This window comes from Rhizobium sp. AN5 (genome assembly GCF_900215255.1).
GTDB lineage: Bacteria > Pseudomonadota > Alphaproteobacteria > Rhizobiales > Rhizobiaceae > Agrobacterium > Agrobacterium tumefaciens.
Genome location: NZ_OCMJ01000003.1, coordinates 1,874,297 through 1,894,833 on the forward strand (window position 1 = coordinate 1,874,297; position 20,537 = coordinate 1,894,833).

General features: G+C 56.2%; 20 protein-coding genes and 1 pseudogene. 13 read left to right on the plus strand and 8 right to left on the minus strand.

Going from position 1 to position 20,537, the window contains the following annotated elements; translation table 11 throughout:
* The first annotated feature begins 19 nt into the window (after positions 1-19).
* From CRP02_RS12020 to CRP02_RS12055, 8 genes are read left to right on the plus strand one after another with little or no spacing between them, the layout of a single operon-like run.
* Positions 20-964: an ABC transporter permease gene (locus tag CRP02_RS12020; RefSeq protein ID WP_097171198.1), complete on the plus strand. Its 945-nt coding sequence runs from the start codon at positions 20-22 to the stop codon at positions 962-964.
* A complete protein-coding gene (locus CRP02_RS12025; protein ID WP_097171199.1) occupies positions 961-1,776 on the plus strand; it encodes an ABC transporter permease in 816 nt (271 codons plus the stop codon). The genes CRP02_RS12020 and CRP02_RS12025 overlap by 4 nt, the downstream gene beginning before the upstream one ends.
* A 3-nt stretch (positions 1,777-1,779) precedes the next feature.
* The gene (locus CRP02_RS12030) at positions 1,780-3,444 is read left to right on the plus strand and encodes a dipeptide ABC transporter ATP-binding protein (protein WP_097171200.1); all 1,665 of its coding nucleotides are present in this window, start codon (positions 1,780-1,782) and stop codon (positions 3,442-3,444) included.
* The gene (locus CRP02_RS12035; RefSeq protein WP_097171201.1) at positions 3,441-4,997 is read left to right on the plus strand and encodes a serine hydrolase domain-containing protein; all 1,557 of its coding nucleotides are present in this window, start codon (positions 3,441-3,443) and stop codon (positions 4,995-4,997) included. The genes CRP02_RS12030 and CRP02_RS12035 overlap by 4 nt, the downstream gene beginning before the upstream one ends.
* Before the next feature lie 25 nt (positions 4,998-5,022).
* Positions 5,023-5,847 carry a creatininase family protein gene (locus tag CRP02_RS12040; RefSeq protein WP_323455362.1) on the plus strand — a complete coding sequence of 275 codons (825 nt, stop codon included), beginning with the start codon at positions 5,023-5,025 and terminating at the stop codon, positions 5,845-5,847.
* The gene (locus CRP02_RS12045; RefSeq protein ID WP_097171203.1) at positions 5,840-6,538 is read left to right on the plus strand and encodes an RraA family protein; all 699 of its coding nucleotides are present in this window, start codon (positions 5,840-5,842) and stop codon (positions 6,536-6,538) included. The genes CRP02_RS12040 and CRP02_RS12045 overlap by 8 nt, the downstream gene beginning before the upstream one ends.
* Positions 6,535-7,428: an N-formylglutamate amidohydrolase gene (locus CRP02_RS12050; RefSeq protein ID WP_097171204.1), complete on the plus strand. Its 894-nt coding sequence runs from the start codon at positions 6,535-6,537 to the stop codon at positions 7,426-7,428. The genes CRP02_RS12045 and CRP02_RS12050 overlap by 4 nt, the downstream gene beginning before the upstream one ends.
* 13 nt (positions 7,429-7,441) lie before the next feature.
* Positions 7,442-8,275, plus strand: coding sequence for a hydrolase (locus CRP02_RS12055; protein ID WP_097171205.1), 834 nt, complete (start codon positions 7,442-7,444; stop codon positions 8,273-8,275).
* A gap of 35 nt (positions 8,276-8,310) precedes the next feature.
* Here CRP02_RS12055 and CRP02_RS12060 read toward each other — a convergent pair whose 3' ends face one another.
* From CRP02_RS12060 to CRP02_RS12085, 5 genes are all read right to left on the minus strand, one after another.
* Positions 8,311-9,189 (minus strand): sucrase ferredoxin, encoded by an 879-nt coding sequence (locus CRP02_RS12060; protein ID WP_323455348.1) that lies wholly within the window; start codon positions 9,187-9,189, stop codon positions 8,311-8,313.
* A 6-nt stretch (positions 9,190-9,195) separates the two neighbouring features.
* Complete coding sequence (locus CRP02_RS12065; RefSeq protein WP_323455349.1) at positions 9,196-10,101, minus strand: GntR family transcriptional regulator; 906 nt, start codon at positions 10,099-10,101, stop codon at positions 9,196-9,198.
* 141 nt (positions 10,102-10,242) lie between these two features.
* Positions 10,243-11,271 (minus strand): hypothetical protein, encoded by a 1,029-nt coding sequence (locus CRP02_RS12070; RefSeq protein WP_143539317.1) that lies wholly within the window; start codon positions 11,269-11,271, stop codon positions 10,243-10,245.
* Positions 11,272-11,586: 315 nt separating this feature from the next.
* Complete coding sequence (locus CRP02_RS12080) at positions 11,587-11,814, minus strand: hypothetical protein (protein ID WP_097171210.1); 228 nt, start codon at positions 11,812-11,814, stop codon at positions 11,587-11,589.
* A 238-nt stretch (positions 11,815-12,052) separates the two neighbouring features.
* Positions 12,053-13,027, minus strand: a complete 975-nt coding sequence (locus CRP02_RS12085; RefSeq protein WP_097171211.1) for a LysR family transcriptional regulator — start codon at positions 13,025-13,027, stop codon at positions 12,053-12,055.
* 110 nt (positions 13,028-13,137) lie between these two features.
* Between CRP02_RS12085 and CRP02_RS12090 the strand changes: the two genes are divergently transcribed.
* The 4 genes from CRP02_RS12090 (at position 13,138) to CRP02_RS12105 (ending at position 17,199) form a co-directional block, all read left to right on the plus strand.
* Entirely contained in the window at positions 13,138-13,809 is a 672-nt protein-coding gene (locus tag CRP02_RS12090) for a L,D-transpeptidase (RefSeq protein ID WP_097171212.1), read from the plus strand.
* An 88-nt stretch (positions 13,810-13,897) separates the two neighbouring features.
* A complete protein-coding gene (locus tag CRP02_RS12095) occupies positions 13,898-14,785 on the plus strand; it encodes a LysR family transcriptional regulator (RefSeq protein ID WP_097171345.1) in 888 nt (295 codons plus the stop codon).
* A gap of 319 nt (positions 14,786-15,104) precedes the next feature.
* Positions 15,105-15,359: a hypothetical protein gene (locus tag CRP02_RS12100; protein WP_097171213.1), complete on the plus strand. Its 255-nt coding sequence runs from the start codon at positions 15,105-15,107 to the stop codon at positions 15,357-15,359.
* A gap of 19 nt (positions 15,360-15,378) precedes the next feature.
* The gene (locus CRP02_RS12105; protein WP_323455350.1) at positions 15,379-17,199 is read left to right on the plus strand and encodes a recombinase family protein; all 1,821 of its coding nucleotides are present in this window, start codon (positions 15,379-15,381) and stop codon (positions 17,197-17,199) included.
* Here CRP02_RS12105 and CRP02_RS27935 read toward each other — a convergent pair.
* Both CRP02_RS27935 and CRP02_RS12115 read right to left on the minus strand, forming a co-directional pair.
* Positions 17,123-17,338 carry a hypothetical protein gene (locus CRP02_RS27935; protein WP_097171214.1) on the minus strand — a complete coding sequence of 72 codons (216 nt, stop codon included), beginning with the start codon at positions 17,336-17,338 and terminating at the stop codon, positions 17,123-17,125. The genes CRP02_RS12105 and CRP02_RS27935 overlap by 77 nt on opposite strands.
* Positions 17,339-17,670: 332 nt before the next feature.
* Complete coding sequence (locus tag CRP02_RS12115) at positions 17,671-17,991, minus strand: hypothetical protein (protein WP_097171215.1); 321 nt, start codon at positions 17,989-17,991, stop codon at positions 17,671-17,673.
* Between the two features lie 548 nt (positions 17,992-18,539).
* Between CRP02_RS12115 and CRP02_RS12120 the strand changes: the two are divergent.
* A pseudogene (locus tag CRP02_RS12120) lies at positions 18,540-18,839 on the plus strand (GNAT family N-acetyltransferase); the annotation flags it as partial.
* A 347-nt stretch (positions 18,840-19,186) separates the two neighbouring features.
* On the opposite strand, the gene CRP02_RS12125 reads toward CRP02_RS12120, so the two are convergent.
* Complete coding sequence (locus CRP02_RS12125) at positions 19,187-20,260, minus strand: GSU2403 family nucleotidyltransferase fold protein (protein ID WP_097171217.1); 1,074 nt, start codon at positions 20,258-20,260, stop codon at positions 19,187-19,189.
* Between the last annotated feature and the right edge of the window lie 277 nt (positions 20,261-20,537).

Here is a 20,537-nt window from a genome sequence, read left to right on the forward strand (position 1 = left end):
TGACTGGCGGATACTGACCATGCTGAAATTTGCCCTGAGCCGATTGTTGTCGGCAGTCCCCACCCTGTTCATCGTCTCGGTGGCGGTGTTTGGCCTCATCCGCCTGATACCCGGCGACCCGGCCAGTCTGGTGCTCGGCGATCTCGCCGACGCGGATGCGCTGGCCGCCGCCCGCAGGTCGATGGGACTGGATAAACCCGTGCCACTGCAATTTGTCATCTGGCTCCGCAGTGTCATGCAAGGTGACCTCGGCCACTCTGTGCTGAATGGCCAGCCGGTGCTTGATCTTGTGTTGCAGCGTTTTTCGACCAGTGCGTGGATGGTGCTGATTGCAGTTGGTCTTTCCGTTCTTATTGCCGTGCCACTCGGCATGGCGGCGGCATGGAAACAGAATGGGGGACTTGATCTTGCTATTGTTGCCATGTCCACTTTGCTGCTTTCAATCCCGACCTTCTGGTTGGGATTGATGATCCTGCTCGGCTTCGGCCTCAAACTCGGCTGGTTACCGGTACTGGGTTATGTTTCGGTCACTGACGACCCGATTGCCGGATTGATCTACCTGATCATGCCAGTGGCAACTCTGGTGCTACATGAAGTAGGCATTATCGTTCGTATGGCCCGTGCCTCGACGCTTGATGTGCTGCGGCTGGATTACATTACCCATGCCCGCGCCAAGGGGTTGGGTGAGGCGGCGGTGCTTCTGCGCCATGCGGCACGTAATGCTTTTGGCCCAACCTGGACGCTTATTGGCTTGGTTCTTGGCAACCTTCTTGGCGGTGTTGCCGTGGTGGAAACCGTGTTCACCATTCCAGGCCTCGGTAGACTGATCGTCGATTCCATTTACGCTCGTGATTACGCTGTCGTGCAGGGTTGCTTGCTGTTTGTGGCCGTCACTTACCTGCTCGTCAATCTGCTGGTTGACCTGCTCTATCCCCTGTTCGATCCGAGAGTGACTGCAGAATGAAACGCCATCAACGAAACCGTATCCTCGGCGGCGCCCTTCTCGCCTGTTTTTTCGGGGCGGCCCTTGCCGGACGCATCTGGACACCTTTCGATCCGATGCGCATCGATCTGCGCTCCAAGTTGCAGGCACCAAACGCTACTCACTGGCTTGGCACCGATGAATTCGGTCGCGACGTGTTGTCCCGGCTAATGACAGCAGCAGGAACCAGTGTCTCTATTAGCATCGTGACGGTGTGCATTGCAGTTCTCGCCGGCGTGTCGTTTGGTGTTCTGGCGGGTTATACCCGTGGCTGGACGGACCGCGTCATCATGGCATTGAACGATGCGCTACTGGCTTTTCCCAGCATGTTGCTGGCGCTGGCATTGCTGTCGATTACCGGTGCCAATATGTACGGCATCATTCTGGCGCTCGGCATTGCCTATACGCCCTCCATGGTACGGGTGGTGCGCGGTTCGGTGCTTTCACTGCGTGAACGGGAGTTTATCGAAGCGTCCCGCATCATGGGCAATTCGGCTGTCTATACCATGTTCCGCCACATAGTGCCTAACTGCCTTGGTCCGGTAATCGTGCTGGCAACCTCCATGTTCGGATCGGTCCTGCTGACTGAGAGTGCACTCAGCTTCCTTGGTCTTGGTGTGCCGCCGCCAGCGCCGACCTGGGGCAACATGCTGGCCAGTGGCCGTCCCCACATCGCCGAAGCTGTCTGGCTCGGCATCTTCCCGGGTCTCTGCATCTCCCTGTCACTACTTGGCATAAATCTGTTCGGTGATGCGATCCGCGATCGTTTCGACCCCCGCATGCGAGGATTGTAAGCAATGAAACAGCCTCTTATTCAGGTCGAAAATCTTAGCCTTTCCGTAAACGGTATTGATGACCACCGTATCGTAAGCGATGTTTCGTTCAGCGTTGGTGCGGGTGAAATCGTCGGTATTGTCGGCGAAAGCGGTTCGGGAAAAACCATGGTGGCACGTAGCCTCATGGGTCTCCAGCCACCCGCTATCGTCATCTCGGGCGGCGATATCAGTTTTGAAGGCCGCTCTGTACCATCAATGAAAGGTAAGGAAATCCGCGCATTGCGTGGCTCCCGGCTGGGCATGGTGTTTCAGGAACCAATGACCTCGCTCAATCCGTCGATGGCCATTGGCAAGCAGCTTGAAGAGCCACTGAAACTTCACACACGGCTGGACGCGGCTGCACGGCGCGCCAAAATACTCGAGATTTTGCGGCGCGTCGGCATTCATGATCCCGAAGGTGCGTTGCTGGCATTCCCGCATCATTTTTCAGGCGGCATGCGCCAACGCATGATGCTGGCATCTGCCATGCTGCTTAGACCATCCCTGCTGATTGCGGACGAGCCGACGACAGCGCTTGACGCGCTGGTACAGCGCGAGGTGCTTGAACTGATGCTCGAGATGGTGCGGAGTGAAAACACGGCACTGTTGATGATCAGCCACGACCTGCCCATGGTGGCGCGCTACTGCGACCGCGTCATCGTCATGCGGCAGGGGGAAATTGTCGAGCAGGGTCCGGTTGCGGACATCATTTCCAATCCGCGCCATTACTACACACGCGAATTGCTGCAATCCATGCCGACGCGTGGGCCGTTGAGAGACATTGATCCGCAATCAAAGCCCGTCATGGAAGTGCGCGGCATTGAGGTCACATACAGTGCCCGTGCAGGGTTTATGGCGCCGCGAAAGACCAAAAAGGCTTTGCATGGTGTCGACCTTGTCGTGCGGCCGGGTGAAATCGTGGCGCTGGTCGGTGCCTCCGGTTCCGGCAAGACCACGCTTGGCCGTTGTATTGCCGGGCTGGTGCCTGCCTCTGCCGGCCGCATTTTCTTTGCCGACGAAGAGGTGAAGCCGGATTCGCCCGTATGGCGCAACTACCGTCTCAATTGCCAGATGATCTTTCAGGACCCGTTCGGCTCACTCGATCCGCGCATGAAAATACGCGATATCGTGGCGGAAGCCTTGCGTCACGACACCACATCGACGCGGGAAGAAAAGCTGTACCGCACCCGCACCATTCTGGAAGAAGTGGGGCTCGACGGGCGTTATTCTGACCGGTTCCCGCACGAGCTTTCCGGCGGCCAGCGTCAGCGCGTGGCAATTGCGCGTGCCATTGTCGGGCGGCCGCAGTTCGTGATCGCTGATGAGGCGGTGTCGGCGCTTGACGTTACTGTGCGTGCCAGAGTGCTGGAACTGCTGGCTGATCTTCAAAAACGATATGGTTTTTCGTGCCTGTTTATCAGCCATGACCTCGGTGTGGTCGAACAGCTCGCCGACCGGGTGGTGGTGATGCGTGATGGCGCTATCGTTGAGCAAGGAAATCGCGACGACATTTTTGATGCTCCGCAATCGGAATATACCCGCGCCTTGCTGTCCGCCATTCCAACCCTGACCCGCACCGAAACCGGCGTTTCGCTGAACTGGCGTTTCGCAGAAACGGAAAAACAGCAGGCGGACGCATTGCAATGAAATTGACAGCAGTAACCACGGATCTGCCGAGGGCAACACCCGCCTCGCGTGGCACAGACCCAGCGATAATCCTCGCCATGCTAGACGAGATCGAACGTCACGATCTCGAATTGCATAGCCTTCTCGTCTGGCAGGATGGTGCACTGATCACCAGCGCTTACTGGGCACCTTATTCACTTGCCCGCCCGCATATGATGCATTCCGTGACCAAAAGTTTTACCTCGATGGCTGCTGGTTTGGCGGTGTCGGATGGTCTGCTGTCGGTCGATGATGCGGTGCTGCAATTTTTCCCTGACTATGCAGGACCGGTCGACGATAACCTGCAGGCCATGAAGGTACGGCATCTGCTGACCATGACCAGCGGTCATGGGCGCGGCATTTCTGGAGGCTCCTGGCGGCGGGTGCTTTCAAGCTGGGTGGAGGATTTCCTGCGTCAGCCCACACCCCACAATCCTGGAGAAGTTTTTGTCTACGACAGTGCTGCAAGCTACATGCTGTCAGCCATCGTGCAGCAGGTCACGGGACGGATGATCGCGGATTATCTCTCTGAGCGGATATTCCAGCCAATGGGAATGTCTACGAATATGACATGGGACACAGGTACTGACGGCGTCAACACCGGCGGCAATGGTCTCAGTTGCACCAGTGAGGACATGCTGAAGCTGGGCATACTGCACTTGCAGGGCGGTGAATGGCAGGGCCGACAGCTTCTGCCCCGGCAATGGGTGCAGGCTGCAACCGGCATGCAGGTCCGGGACGTGGTACTCGGTGTTTTCACAGGAGACCACTATCTCGGCCCGGACGAAGTCGGAGATGGCCAAAAGGTTAGCCGGCGTGAAGGCTACGGATATCAATGGTGGCGTGGCCCCCATAACAGTTTTTCCGCCAATGGCCTGTTTGGCCAATATTGTATCGTCCTGCCGGAAGAAAATGCCGTCGTAGCGTTTACCGGCGGGTTGGAAGACAGTGATCGCCGTGTCCATCAGCTTATTTATGACGTGCTGCGTCCAGCACTCGGCAAAGGCAGTGGCACCCCTGAGAGCGCCGAGAAACTGGACGCACGTCTGGCTGGATTGCGGCTTAAAAATTTTGCAGACATGGCGTTTTCGGCGGAAAAAGTGCCGTGCGGCACATGGATGGTCGAACCCAACGATCAAGCTATCGAAAGCATCGCTCTTGCCGCCAACAATAACGAACTGAGTGTCACTCTTCGCGATGCCAATGGTCAACATCAAGTACGGGCCGGATGCGGTTTTTACATTGAAACTGTTACCACAATACCCGGCGCAAGGCTGCACCATTCCTACCAGCCAGCCGGCGGATTGAGGGTCTTGGCCTCGGCCCGCCTTCTTGAAAATGACGGTGCCGATACGGTTCTGGAAATGGACTGGATATTCGTTGAAACGGCGTTTCGCGATACTGTTCGCTTACGCTTTACAGACGGCTCGGTGATCCTTTCGAGGCGGGTAAATGTCAACTCATCCGAGCTTGAATTTCCTGACATAAAGGGGCAACTGCTGGAGCAGCATGCAAGGGAGAAACAGCATGGTTGACGATGAACCGGTTGCGATTTCTCACATGACGCATGAGACATTTGCGGAGCGTATGAAACGCCCCGCAGTCATTCTCATTCCGCTTGCTTCGCAGGAAGAGCAGGGGCCGCATGCGCCGATGGGTGATTTCATGCTGACCGAACGGTTAGCGGAAATGAGCGCCCGGGCGGGCGACGGGCTGACAGCGCCTGTGCTGCCGTTTGGCCATGCTGAATTTTTCCGGGCGATAGCCGGTGGAATTCAATTGCGTGCTGCGACGTTCACCGCTGTGCTTGAGGATATCCTGACCTCCTTCCTTGATCACGGTTATGAACAGCTGCTGATTTTCAATGGTCACACAACGAATGCACCGCTGATCGATCAGGTTTGCCGCAAGTTGCGCCGTGAAAAAGGGGTGCTGATACCGGCGCTGAACATTTGGCAGAGCTTGCCGGATGGCCTGTGGAAGACACTTTACGGTGATGACGCCGCGCGCGTGCGCGGTCACGGCGGCGAACCGATGACCTCGGTCTATATGCATCTTTTTCCCGAACTGGTTCGAACAGAGGCTATGCGCGATCCCGCGCCGCGTGGCAGCGTGTTCGGTCTGCCTGTTGGTGGTGTCTCTGCCACTCGTTTTGAGGGAATACCGGTCCAGATACCGCTTGACTGCACCGAGGTCGATCCGGCTGGTATGCTCGGTGGTCGGGCCTCATTGGCAAGTGCTGAAAATGGTCAGGTGATCTGTGGCCACATTGTTGGCCATACTGCGCGGTTGATGCGCCATCTCGCCGGTTTCGATCCACGAAATGCTGTACAGCCTTTTGAGGCATCTGCCGCAGGGCCGTCGGAAGGAGAAAGCCATGACTGAATTACGTATCGGTGCAATGCCGGTTACACCTCCTCAGGTGGTTATCGAGGCGTTGCAGCAGATTGAAACGGCCAGTGTCGGGCATCAGCGTCATACCGGTTTCATGAGCGTTTCCATTCAAGCGGTCTTGCCGCAGCAACAGGCCCGTGCCGGTGTTGCCGTCACGCTCGCCATTCCCGCCATGTGCTCGACGCTGTTGCATTACGCGCTGAGCCAGGTGCGCCCCGGCGACATGCTGGTAGTTGATCGGTTGGGTGACAGCCGCCATGCCTGCCTTGGCGGTGCGGTTGCACGGGCTGCGCGCATGGCAGGTGTTGCCGGTGTCATCATTGACGGGCCGTGTACCGATGTCGCGGAAATCATCGCCGAAGGGCTGCCCGTCTGGTGCCGCGGTGTTTCGTCTGTCACCACCCGCCAGCTTGATCTTGGTGGCACATTCAATCGTCCGATCGCCTGTGGTGGTGTGCCGGTTTTGCCGGGCGATATCGTATTGGCGGATGCTTCCGGCGTGGTGGTGCTGCCCGCGGATGAGGCGGCAGACATAGCTGATATCTGCATTGCCCGTGAGACACGTGTTGCCCGCACCATGCAGCGGCTGCTCGATGGCGAAAAGCTCGGTGACATCACCCGCGCGGTGGACAAGGTGAACGCGCGCCTCAACCCAGGCGCAACGGAAGGAACACAAAAATGACCCCGCTCTATGGCAAGTTGCAAGATGTAACGCTGGAGGGCGTGCTTTCGGTGATTGCACCCCGCACGCCTCTAGTTCCGATGGTGTTTGACAGCCCCCATAGCGGTCTGGACATGCCTAGGGGATTCCACCCTGCTGTTTCCGCAGAGCGAGTGAGAGTAGCCGCAGACACCCATATCGATGATCTGTTTTTATCGGCATGTGTTGTCGGTGCGCCGTTACTGAGTGCGCATTTTCCCCGCAGTTTTCTCGATGTGAACCGGTCCTTGCTCGATATGGACACCCAGCTTGTGGACGGCGATTGGCCTCATCCAGTGCGTGAAAGCGCAACGGCGAAACGCGGCATGGGGTTGATGTGGCGTTACGCCTGGGGCGATGAGCCGATGTATGCGGCACCCATGAGTGTGGCGGAAGCTGAGACGCGGATCGTCACCTACTGGCAGCCTTACCATGAACATTTGGCTGGCCTGCTGAATGCCGTCTACAGCCGGTTTGGCCGTGTTTATCACATCAACTGCCATTCGATGACCGCCGTTGGCCATGCGATTTCGTCTGATCCGGCGGGAACGGTGCGGGCAGATATTTGCCTTGGCGATTTGCACGGCGGGTCGGCCTCCAGCGAATTTATAGCGCTGATCACCGAAACTCTTGAAGCGGAGGGGCTGGTCGTTGCGCTCAACAAGCCTTTTCGTGGGGCGGAACTGGTTGCGGCGTATTCGAACCCGGCCCTTCAACGCCACAGTGTGCAGTTTGAAATTAACCGCAAGCTCTACATGGACGAGGCAACGCGCGAGCGTAACGATGGTTACGAGGCATTAAAGGGCGTGCTTGCCCGTATGAACCGCGTGCTGGCTGATTACGCCAGCCAGCAACCACCGAAAAAACTTTAAAGGGAATTGTCTCATGTTCGCCCAGCAAAAGGCCGTGCCACTCAATTTCTATCGCCGTGGCCGCACGCCGATCTTTGCTTCGCGCATGGATCAGCGCTTTTCGTGGTGCTGCTATATTCCTGAAGGATATGATCCGGCCGGTGAAACCGTGCATCCGCTTGCCGTCCTTGTTCACGGCAGCCTGCGCGACGCTGATATCCTGCGCGACGAATTCATCGACTTTGCCGAACAGCATCAATGCGTCCTGCTGGCACCGCTTTTCCCGGCGGGTATTGATGATGCTGATGATCTGCACAATTACAAACACATGATCTATCACGGTATTCGTTATGATCTTGTTCTGCTGGACATGATCGATGAACTGGCGACGCGTTACCGTGTCGAGAGGGGAAAGGTGCTGATGCACGGCTTTTCCGGTGGTGCGCAATTTGCCCATCGTTTTCTCTATCTTCACCCGCGCCGACTTCGTGCCGTTTCGGTGGGTGCACCCGGTACCGTCACGCTTCCCGATGATCGCGCCAATTGGTGGGTCGGTTTGAACGGCATGGAAGAGATATTCGGCCAGCCCATTGATATCGACGCGATGCGTCAGGTGGCCGTGCAGCTGGTGATCGGTGACGCGGATGTCGAAACCTGGGATGTCACCGTCGGGCCAAAATCACCCTTCTGGATGGAGGGCATTAATGATAGCGGTGAAACCCGCGTTGAGCGTTTGCGCGCCTTGGAAAAGGGACTGAAGGCGGTTGGTGTCGAACCGCGTTTCGATAGGGTTGCTGGCATCAGCCATGATGGCACCGGTATTCAGCCGCCCGTCAAGGCATTTTTCTCGGCAGTTCTCGAAGGCTGAGGAAATATCGGCTTGGCCGGAGACTACGACGTTGATCAGTCTTCGGCCCGAACAGATCTGGCGACCCACCGCGCCACATTTTTTGTGCCCTCGGGTTCACCAATCGTGACGCAGCGTGTGTTGACCGCAAACTCGGGTCTGTCAACGGTTACAGTCGCGTGTTGCGTGCCGATCGTTGCGCGGAAATGAACTTGGTCGGGGTTGGAGATGCCGCTCTCCGTCTTATGAAGTGTCACCGACTCTGTTATGCCGCGCTGTCCTGCCCATTCCAGCAGCGCGATTTCCGCCGTCTGTTCAGGCGCGTCGTAGGAGGGGTTGCCGCGATAGGCGGGCAGGTAGGGAGTGCCCTGTTCAAGGCAGGTGAGAAAATCGCAAACCTGCGATGGCTCCAGTCGGCTATAGCGGGCTCTGTGCGGTAAAACGACAAGTGAGGCGGCAAAACGGCATCCGCCGAGATGGGTGGATTGCAGGATACGGAAACGACTTGGATCTGCTGCCTGTCGCAGGGTCTTCCATGTCGCAAAGCCGTAACGGGCGCAGCAAGGGTCCTGCTTGCCGTCGGTGCAGCACACGATGGTCATGCGTGGGTCATGTGTACCGTCAAGCACGCCTCCACCGGCAATATGCAGCAGCAGCCGTTCGGCTTCCTCAGGTGTCACATGGTCTCTGACAATACCCTGATGCGTGAAACCGACGTCGTCGCCATCCACCAACGCAACGTGAATGCCCGCCGCATTGGCAGCCAAAATTGCCTGCCCGAGCCCTTCTGGCATATTGTGCGATTTGATGCGTGGCACACGCCATTCACAGCGCGGCCAGTGCAGCAGCACATAACTTTTTGACGATGGGCCAAGTCCCGACGTCGGTTCGCCGCGCTCAGTACACAGGTCACGACAAAAGATACGTGCAGCCATCTGCGATCAATCGCCGAGACGGGCAGGGCGCGCCTCGCCACTGGCGGAAGAACGGCTGAGATGGCGGAAGAGGATCGCCGAAGCCAGCTTGCGGTCATCGCTTTTGATGGCTTCGAGGATTGCCAGGTGGTCTCGCGCCGCCTTGCGTACGCCCGCTTCACTCAGTTCAGCAAATTCCGCATATTCCGTCATGCGCCGCAGGCTGTTCTGGCGGTGGATCGCCTGTTCGAGAAAGCGGTTGTTTGCCCAGGAAACCACGGTTTCGTGGAAGCGGGCATTTGCCTCAAACCAGGCCGATCCTTCAATCGATGCCAAGGGGGCGTTAAGCAGTGCCGTCTGTTCACTTTCCAGCGCCAGCAGCATTTCCATGTCCACCCGGAATGTATCCTCCATTACGGCGCCGCATTCGATGATGGCGCGGAAGGCGTAACTTTCATTGACCGCCTGACGGTTGTCGAGGCATTCGGCAAAACGCCAGCCGTGCCCGTCACGTCGTTCTGCCAGCCCTTCAGCAGACAGGCGCATGAGCGTGCGGCGCACGACGCCGCGTGACGTGCCGAAGTGTTCCAGCAATTCTGTTTCGGACGCTTCGCTGCCGATCAGACCGTTTGCTCTCGCATGCATAATCTGCCGGTACAGCATATCCATCCCAGATGGGGGCACAACTTCTTCAAAGCGATCATCTCCGGTTGGCACTCGCACCAACACAAAACCACGATTGTCGGTTTGCGCCAGAAGACCCTTTTCAGCAAGGAATTGCAGTACCTGTCGAACTGGCGTACGCGAGATGCCGAATTCGCGGGCGAGAGCCGCATCCGAGATCTTCCCACCGATTGGCCACTTACCCGCACGGAGAATCGGTATCAGTTTTCGAACAACTTCAATCTGTAAAGGACTAAGAGCGCCGTTCACAACACTCTTTGAACCTAGGATGCCACTTCTCATAGCCACTTATTATACGCCCAATCTATAAAATGATTTATGCATCATCATAATACAAATAGACTGTCAATCTGAAGCGAATAATTGGTTGTAAGCCACTTTTCGTCGCCTTTACATTTCTCGAAAGCAGATAGTCGCTTGGAGGGTGAATTCTAATGCCGGATTGGACGCCATATCGACTTGTACATAAATCAGCAACCAAATGAAATGAGCGCGGTTATGAGGAGATTTTATCACCCTCGTTAGCCGCCAACTACACCCAACTCGACGTATGGCGTCAACGATGAACGGTAGCCGCAGGAATCTTGTGTTGCGAGCCCCCGCAACCAGTTCCTGCATAAATCGCTGATCACACCGATATAACAATCGCTTAACCGCCAAATCGATCCTAACGCCTCTGTATCTCAGGGGCGGCTTTTGCGTTTCCGGAGCTGAAAAACCCGAGCTTCCGGAAACCGGTCGTTGTTGCAACGAAGCCTCGGTCAAGGCTACCTTATCGCTAACCGTAGCCTGCATACGTGATCCAGCTGCTGCCATCTTTTCGAATGCTTCGCTGACCGCGAGCCCGACGCGGCGCACCGCATCAAAATCTTGCGCGATGGAATAGATAGGCAAGATGTAATTTGCCACGCGCTCAGCTCCGTGAGCGTTGGGTAGGTCTTCCGCCGTATATTTAGCGAGAAGCAATTCGAGCTTGGTGACTATACTGCTCTTCTCGTCATCAGTGAGGCCGCTCTTCCTATTGCCTGTCAGGGCCTCGAAGAGATGGAGCCACCAGCCGTCCTTGTCGATTTCCACGTGGAAGCGGGCCAACATCGCATCCTTGGCGGCAGCCGTTCGTTCTGCATCGCGGATACGGCTCGTCAACACAAGCGCGCGCCGGAGCGCCTCGACATCGTCGTGGTCGTCGGCATTCATTTTTCCCGCAACGCTAGCCATGTAGCTGTCGATGGCCATCCGGGCAAAACGGACATCGCTTTTCTTTCCCGTTAATCTGTGAGCGAAGTCCCACACCAGATCGGCATATCTCGCTTTCATGACCGGGTGGTTTGCCGCCTCGGCGCGCGCTTGCCAATGTGCGACGATTTCTGGGGTGACATCGTGCGGATCGGGAGAATACCGCACTGACCCGTCATCCATATTCCAAGTCGCCATAGGGCCGAAGTAGGTCCCCCAAGGCTCCCTGTCCTCCTGATCAGCCTGGAATGCGAAAGCAGCCAGATCGGCCCATGCCTCGCCGTCACAGGTGCCTTGTCCCTCAGCTTTGTCCTGGCACCAGATAATGCCGCTTGGACAGCATGAGTGTCCAGCGCCTCCATCTTCTCTTCGAACCCCGCAATCACGGCCTCGATCGTCTCAGGGATTTGCATCCGGAGCCTCCGTTTCCCAAGCAACTGTCGTGCGCCCAACGGGGGTTGTCAATGAGAATGCTGGGCTATCAGGAGTTGATCATCATCAGCGCAATGATCGCGGCAATCGGGTAAGCTTTCTAGCCGTCAACGCAGCTTCCTCGACCTCGTCGAGGTACTTCTCCCAATAGCGTATGGCGGCCGCAACCGCCGAGACGGGCTCATAGGCTTCCGTTCCGATAGCGATGTTCGTCACAATGATGGTGGTCGCGCCAGCGTCGTCGTCGACGAAATCGAAGATCGAAGCCTTGCACAGTTCGCAGTCCCGGATCACACACTGGGGCCGATTTGGTCCGGGTTAGGAGGGCAAGATAAAGGAACATGGCACTACGTCGCCAATGTTCTGGAAATTGTTGTTGTCTGCACACTGGTTAGGGCAGCCGCAAGCGGCACCATGATTTCGACCACACAGTGCCGCACTTTTATTCAATACATTGAATTTGTTTGGATATGTGTAGCACCATAGCCATTCAAAATAGGAAATATCTTTTGATCGAGGTGGTAAGGTCAGGCTATGATATGGCTTCTTCCAAAATCTGCTTTAAAGGCTGATGTTCGATTTCTTGCCCCCATGGTTCATCCACGCTTATTCCGTCAACATTGCGTAGAGCTGGAATCGCAAAATCGGTGAATGCTCGAACAACTGGCCGCATGAAGCGAACGGAAGGATATACGAGAAAGGCCTCAGTTGGTTTAACCTCGTAGTCAGGCAGTATACGGACGAGCTTGCCCGTTTGTAGCTCTTCGGCCACCAGAAGTTGCTGCACCGGCCCGGATGCGTGGCCTTGTATCAGCGTTGAAGCAATCACTTCGGCGTTGTTGGTTCGCAAAACTGCACGAACAGGAATATCGACAGCATCGCCATTTTTATCGCGAAGCGCCAGCATATCGCGTGAGGACAATAATGTGGCACTGGTGACCATCGCGATTTCGGAGAGGCGTTCAGGCGTGTCGATCTGACCGACCAGCTCTATGAAGGCGGGTGCTGCGGCAAGGATACGCCGGATGAATCCGAGACGACGGATGATCAGTTCCTGATTGGCTGGGCGGCCATATCTAACGGCAAGATCGAAATTCTCATATATGAGATCGACGTCACGGTTCTCCAGGACAAGATCAACTGTGACGGTTGGATGCAGACGTTGAAACGCCATGACGATAGGATGCAAATGTTTTGCGCCCAGACATGCAGGGGCATGAATACGTAAATTGCCTTCCACCGCACCCATGTCGTGCCTGACCCCTTCCAGCGCGGCGTCAATCGTGGCGAGAGCTTCGCGGCTTGCTTCATACAGAGCCTGACCTTGTGGCGTCGGGCGTACAATGCGCGATGACCGTTCCAAAAGGCGGGCACCAACATGGCGTTCGAGATTGCGCAGATGTTTGGTGACTGCGGGTTGAGAAACGGTGAGATCGCGGGCCGCGGCGGTTACCGACCCACGTTCAACGGTGCGGATAAAAGCCCGCAGTGCTATGGCAATATCCATATCATATCCATTAGCTATGAGTGTAATTACCTCATAACATATAGACGCGGTTGATCCTATCGGTTTCTATCAAAAGGAGATTTTCGTTTTGTGAGACTTGGAAAAATTACATGAACATCAGCAGACGCGGTTTTATTATGGGAATGCCTTTGGTTATGGCGGGGTGCGTTACGCATGAACGTCTGGATAAGACAAGTTCCCAACCCCTTATCGATCCGTCTTATACGGCAATGTACGCATCTATCGATAACGAACCATATCCGGTTCCAGCCGTCGATCTTAAACGGGTGAAGCCGCAGTTTCTGCGCCGTGAAGTCGATTATGAGACGAAGGAACAGCCGGGTACGATCATTGTTGATCCTTCGGCGCGCTATGCCTATCTCGTCGGCGAAAACGGGCGGGCGCTGCGGTATGGCGTCGGTGTTGGCAAGCAGGAAGCCTTTAATTTTCAAGGCGAAGCTACGATAGCCCGCAAGGCCGAATGGCCCGGTTGGCGTCCAACGGACAACATGATAGCCAGAGAGCCTGAACGTTATGGCCCGTTAAAGGATGGACTGCCGGGCGGTAGTAGAAATCCGCTCGGTCCACGCGCACTTTATCTTTATCGGGACGGTCGAGATACTTACTACAGGCTCCATGGGACAGTTGAACCATGGACTATCGGCACGATGGTGTCGTCGGGCTGCATTCGTCTCCTCAATCAGGATATTATTGATCTTTACCGACGTACTCCTGTGGGAACCAAGGTGGTCGTTCTCCCGATAGGCTCAACAGTCACATAAGTCGGCTGGAGGTCTGGTGCGGCGTCGAAGATCTGCAAAGCAAGGGGAAAGCAATTCTGTCTTGCGCCTTGCTGGTGGGCGCATTCCGATGTCCGCATTGGTTCAAGTGCTAGCGGTCGCAGAATATCTTAGTTTTTACCGCGCAGCACAGGCACTTCGCACCAGTCAGTCGAGTGTAAGCACCCGCATCAAGGCATTGGAGGCCGATCTTGGTATCGTCCTCTTTGACCGTAATACGCGCGGTGTCCGGCTAACGGAAGCCGGGCGGAGGTTTGTCGAACAGGTCAATAATGCAATGAGCATTCTCGATCATGCGGTCAAGACGGCTGGGATGCGGGCGCGCGGTGAGGAAGGTGAGCTTTGGATCGGCGTTCATGGCCTTATCGCGGGTGGATTTCTTGATCGGTTAGTGGAACGTTTCCATGGAAAATATCCGAATGTCCGCCTGCACATCACGGAAGGCACAGCGCGAGACGCTCAACTCATGCTGCGTGAGGGGAAGCTCGACCTGGTCTTCATGGCCGGGATGCACGACATCCCCGATCTCAATTCCCGGATCATCTGGCATGATCGGCTGATGGTGGCTTTGTTTGCAAAGCATACACTAGCAACTCGGCCAGATGTAGAATGGCGTCAGCTTGCAGAGGAAACTTTTCTTGTCCGATATGGTGGCACGGGTCCGCAGGTTCATGATCTGATTATCATGCGTGCAGCAGGTCGCTGGCCTGTTCCTGCTATCGAGCGTTATGATGTTGGCCGGGATACGCTTCTGTCGATGATAGCTGCCGGACAAGGTATTTCGCTTTTCGCCAAGGAAAATCTATCCCATGCCCCATCGGGCATCGTTATTCGTGAAATCACAGATGAGCTGGAAGCAGTGGCCTTCTCTGCGGTCTGGTCACCAAGCAATCGCAGTCAGATATTGCGTAATTTTCTTGGCGTTGCGGAAAGGATGCAAAAGGAATTGGATCGGTAATAAGTGCCGTAGCTTTTCTGCTTGAACGATGAAGCCGGAGCGACGCCATTCCGTCAAGGCCAAGCCGCTTCGCGGTGGCGCTATCGCGCCAGCCTTGACCGAATGTCACCGCCCCGACAGAGGCTGGGGAAGCAGATAAGGCGAGGGGATGAGCACGACCGCTCCCTTTGACGGCAACGCCGGAGACGACAATGAATTGCAAACTATCCGATTTGCCGCCGATCCTTCGCTATCGCCGCACGGCGTTCGAAATCGTTTCCGGTTTTATGCCTAGTGCTGCTTCATACCTGTTCGATTTCATTAGAAAACAGGTTGAAGTATGGAAGACGAAACAAAACCGTCACCGGATGAAGGCTGGACGCCAGCCAATGACAATCATCCGCTGCAACGTCAAAATGACGACAGCGATATTGCGCCATGGCAAAAGCTGGACAAGGTTGTGCTGTCCATTGCTCGCCTGATCGGCAGGCAGATGGCGCGTGAAGATTTTGAGCGGCTGCACGCCGCCACCGCCAACGATAATGATGAGCCTCGCAGCACCGGAGACAATGAGGGCGAGGCAGACGAGGATTGATCGAACGGAGAACCGCCCTATGACCCGTGTAGCTTTGTATGCCCGCTATTCATCCGACAACCAGCGGGAGGCATCGATTGAAGATCAGTTCCGGCTTTGCGAGGAATATGCAGCACGCGAACGCTGGCACGTGATGGGCAGCTATCAGGACGCGGCCATATCCGGTTCCAGCACAATCTTACGTTCCGGTATCCAGCAGCTTGTGCGGGACGCGCAGCGCGGCGTGTTCACGGTAGTTCTGGCCGAGGCGCTGGACCGTATCAGCCGCGATCAGGCGGACGTTGCCACGCTTTACAAGTATTTGAAGTTTGCGGGCGTCATCATCGTCACGCTTGCCGAAGGGGAAATCTCCGAGCTTCATGTCGGTCTGAAAGGCACCATGAATGCTCTGTTCCTGAAAGACCTCGCGATGAAAACGCATCGCGGCTTGCGGGGCAGGGTGGAGAAGGGCAAGGCGGGTGGAGGCCTTTGCTATGGCTATAAGGTCGTCAAGAAATTCGACGCCAACGGCGAGCCGATACGGGGCGACCGCGAGATTGTGCCCGACGAAGCGGTCATAGTCCGCCGCATCTTCCAAGAATTCGCGTCCGGTAAAAGCCCGAAGGCGATTGCCGTTGATCTGAACCGCGACGGCATTCCCGGCCCGCTCAGCCGTGCATGGGGTGACACCAGCATTCGCGGTCATGTCAGCCGGGGAACCGGTATCATTAATAACGAGCTATATGCAGGCGTTCTGGTCTGGAACCGCCAGCGTTACATCATAGACCCTTCCACGGGCAGGCGCGTATCGCGCATTAACCCGGAAAGCCAATGGATCAGGACCGAGGTTCGGCATCTGCGCATCGTGGACGATGAGCTTTGGAGCGCCACTCGTGCGCGTCAGAAGCAGATAGCGGAAATCTTCGGGCCAAACCCGGCGAACACGCTGGAAGGGCGCATGAAACGCGTCCATCTGGCAAACAGGCCGGTTCATCTGCTTTCCGGCCTTCTGACCTGCGGATGCTGCGGTGGTAAGATCGGCATCATCACGCCGAACCGTTATGCTTGCCTCAACCACCATCGGCGCGGCACCTGCGACAATGGCCGTTCCATCATCCGCGACAAGATCGAGGACCGCGTGCTTACTGGGCTGAAAGAGCGCCTTGTTTCCAGCGAAGCGGTTTCGGAAGCCGTCAAAGCCTATGCGGAGGAAATGAACCGCCTCAACCGCGACCGTCGTGTACAGGTGCGGACCGACCAGAAAGCACTTGCGAAGATCGAGAAGGCGATTGCCGGGATCATCGCTGCCATTGAGGATGGCATGTATCAGCCGAGCATGAAGGCCCGCATGGATGAGCTTGAGAGGCAGAAGGCCGAGATTGCCGCCCGCATGGCGCAAGCACCGGCTGACATTCCCGACATCCATCCGAATGTCGCCAATCTCTACCGCCTTCGTGTGGAACGCCTGACCGAAGCCCTCAGCGACCCGGACGGCGGCAGGCAGGCAGCGGAAGCCCTTCGCTCCCTTATCGGGAAAATCATTCTCACGCCCGGCGAAAAGCGTGGCGAGGTTCATGCCGAGCTACGCGGCGAGTTGTTCGGTATTCTCGACTTCGTCAAGGCGGAAGAAACCCAAAGGGAACCGGGCTTTATGTTCGAAGCCAATGCAGGCCCCCGCAACCAATATTCCAAAAACCCCTGGCATCAGCCGCGGAGGTTTCGCGTTATGGGCATAAGCACGATGCTCACACAAACGGGTCGCTGGTTCCGCACAACGACGGGTCTCAGTCAGCAGCCAGACATTCCACTGAGCGAAACTCTTGACTGCGCAATTGCGCCAAGTCTTCATCCAGTTGGCTAAGTCGCATCATATGTGCGGTGATCTGTAGTGAGATGATGTGCCGGTCGTCTATAGAGAAACGTTCCCACCTCTTGAGATTGTCGATGACCTCAATGAGGTCGAGACGTTCTTGTTCGAGTTTCTCCAAATTCCAGATCATCGCTGCCGGGCTCCCGTTTCGACTTGCGTGAAACGTAGCATGGGCGGATCGGTTCAAACCGATAAGATTTAGCGTAAATTTTATCTAAATTGTAAGTTGCTCCGACCTGCGGTTGGCGTGCTAAAGCAAATTCAGGGGATCCGTCAGCTAGCCACCGTGCTTGGTCGCGAAGAGTGCCGTCGTCGAAGGCAGGGAAGAGGCGTAAGCCAAAGCCAACCTCCATCGTTGCTGTGAGAAGAGGGTGGTCGTGTATGGTTAATGAAACCTAAAATCAGTGACCTGATTGTCGCCGGTACGAAGTGCCATTGACGGTGGGAAGATGGCACATGGCGTCACCGGGCAGGTTCGGCGAAGCTGATCTCGGTTTTGCTGTTGAGGACGATATGCAGGTCCCGGATCATGCCGGCTGCCTGCAGCAGAGCGTTTCGCACGTCGTCATCGCTGCGCCATCCGTGTTCGATCGACAGGGCGACGGTGTGGATGTCGACGAGACTGTCGCGACCGGGAGCGGAGGGAATTCCGATCGTTTCGCGCATGTCGCGGATTGTCGTTACTGCCCGTTCGAGCATACGCCGTTTCTGGTAGTCATCGAGGCTCTCGAGCCGGTTGGCGTCACGGACGAGTTCGGCAATGAAACTGTTGGTCAGGGTCATGGTATGAGGTTGCCGGGTCGACCAGGCGGCGTCAACAGAGAACCGGCAGCGTGGGCTTCAGGCTGCGGTTTTAAGGTGTTGCCGTGATGCCAGTGCATCAGGGCCGAACGCGCGGCGAAATGTGTTATGCCGCTTATTTTTGTGATATTTTATGATTAAATATCAAATATTTAAGTAGTATTTCGGATGTAAAACATGAATACGATAGTAATAGGCGGTGTATCAATTTATCGGGCAATGATGTTGAAACAATAGGCCCGTGAGACGAGCAAAAGACCCTTGCTCCTGCCGGGTGCGACCCCACACAGGTTCCCGATCAGGATGATTAGGGCGCGATCAAGTGGAAGACTTACCGATCGGGAAGCAATGTCTTCATCCATTGGAAATCTTCCTGTACGGCAAGTCACAAGATGGAGGTTGACGATGCTCAGGTCCGCGCGTGATTTCGGTGCTGCTATCAGGGAGACGCAAAGCGCTTGTGGGAACATACCTTGTTCCGACCCCTGATTTGCTGCAAGCACGATCGCGTGTTGAATAGAGAGGGTGAAGACTTCTCCGGCATCCTGTCGCGCAGCCTTGCCCATATTGCGGCTTATGAAGATGATCGGCTGGTCGGCTTGGTGAATGTGGCATGGGACGGAGGTGTCCACGCCTTTATCCTGGATACCTGTGTTATTCCCCAGATGCGAAGAAAAGGTATCGCTACTCGCATGGTAGTAGAATCCATAAATGTGGCCCGAGAGCGCGGAGCGAAGTGGTTGCATGTCGACTTCGAACCGCATCTGTGTTCATTCTATCAGAGTTGCGGATTTCGGGTGACTCAGGCAGGGCTCATGAAGCTGAACTGATTAAATCGGTCACTCTGGATGTCGGGTTGTGAGCGATGCGCCATAACCGGTTATAGCGACATTGTCAGCGGCGATTTCCCTCGCTGTCATGGAGTAGCTTATGGGGCAGCAAGCCTCAGGAACAGGCAACCACTGCAACGGTATATGGGACGCGATGGTCACAGCCTGTTCTAACGGGAACGCACTCCCCCATAGCGCCGAAGTGAGCAACAGGACAGGCGTGCGTTTTGCTGCGAAGTCATAAAACGGAGGCGTGCTGCAGGTCTGCGACGTCACCGACCATGAAAGTGCCCGCCGCATCTTTGGCGAGGTCCGGGTCGCATGTGCTGTCTTCTGCTTCCATGGCCCTACGCCTTACCCAGTCGGTCTACCGTGACACCAAGGGCATTTGCCAACGCGAGCTTGCCGTTGTCTGGCATTAATACGAGGCCCGACAGGATCGCTTCCTGCCACGCCTCTCCGCGCGCCCACGCTTCGCGGTAGGCATCGGCAAGCAAATAGCTCTGTCGCGTCTCCACGAGCGCCTCGGACAGCAGCGAGGCCTGTACTAGGTCTTTATCCCTCTTGGCTCGCCCGAGGGCATCCGTGCGCCTCCTGGATGCAACGATCAGCTTGTGGATGGCATACCGCTCGGGAGCGGGGATATTCACGCTAACGCCTTCCCGGTGCAGCAGTACCGTTCTTACGGGTTCGTAGATCAGGAAGTCCAGGAACCGCAGGTTCTCAGCAGACGCGCCTCCAAGGGCAGGCATTGGGGACGGCTTGCCCGTGTAGTCATCCGATCCACGGTTGGTCGTCAGGAATTCGACGCGGTAGTTTACCGAATTCGAAAAGGCCACCACCTTTGCGTTATCGGCCTGGTGCGGGACCGCCCTGAACGTGCTGTCTATCGATCTCAGGAGATCGAGGATTGGAGGCAGGCTGTCCTCGACTTCCGCCGAGATCGCAAAGTCCTGCGCGAAGTCCGCATCGCCTGTTTGCATAGAGCTACCAGGGAGACGAACGCCAAGGAGGCCTGAGTAACAGCTGAAAGCCACAGAACCGACGAGAAGTGCCCTCAGGCGGAATAGGCCCGCGTCAGCGAGTACTTTGGTCACTTCACCCGCGAAGCGATCCGGCGCGGACATGCCACCGCTTCGCAGCAGCATGCTGACGAGCTTGCGCCGCTCCCGGATGTCGTCTTTGACTTGCCTATGGGCTTTCACCCGAGCCGTGATGTCGACGTCATCCTGCGGGCCGACATAGCGTCTCTTGTCCTTACCCTCGGGAGTAGGGAGATCAAAATACCAGTAATTGCGGCCCTTGACCGGAACGGCAACAAACCGGCCTTCGAAGGGAAAGTCTGCCTGAAACTGAGCATCGAACGTCCGCTGTGCCAGTTCAGCGAACGCCGTTCTGTAAACGAGGTCAATCTGCTTCATCGCCCGATCCCGTTATAATTAATTTGCAAAAACATTATAACTATGCTGTCAGATGTCAATTGAGCGAGGCAAGACCACTTCGTTTTCATTCAGAAAGTGGACACTGGTTCGCTTTGAGACCATTGCATTCAGGCCGTCGAGGCGGCAACTTTGGACGACCGCAAATTGTCGAACTGAAAAGCCGTCGTCCTCTCCTTCGACCACAAACCAAGTAGTAGTAAGGTCGATCGACAGGTCTGGCGCCAACGCATGTTTTCTCTCGAGAGAGAGGAGACGC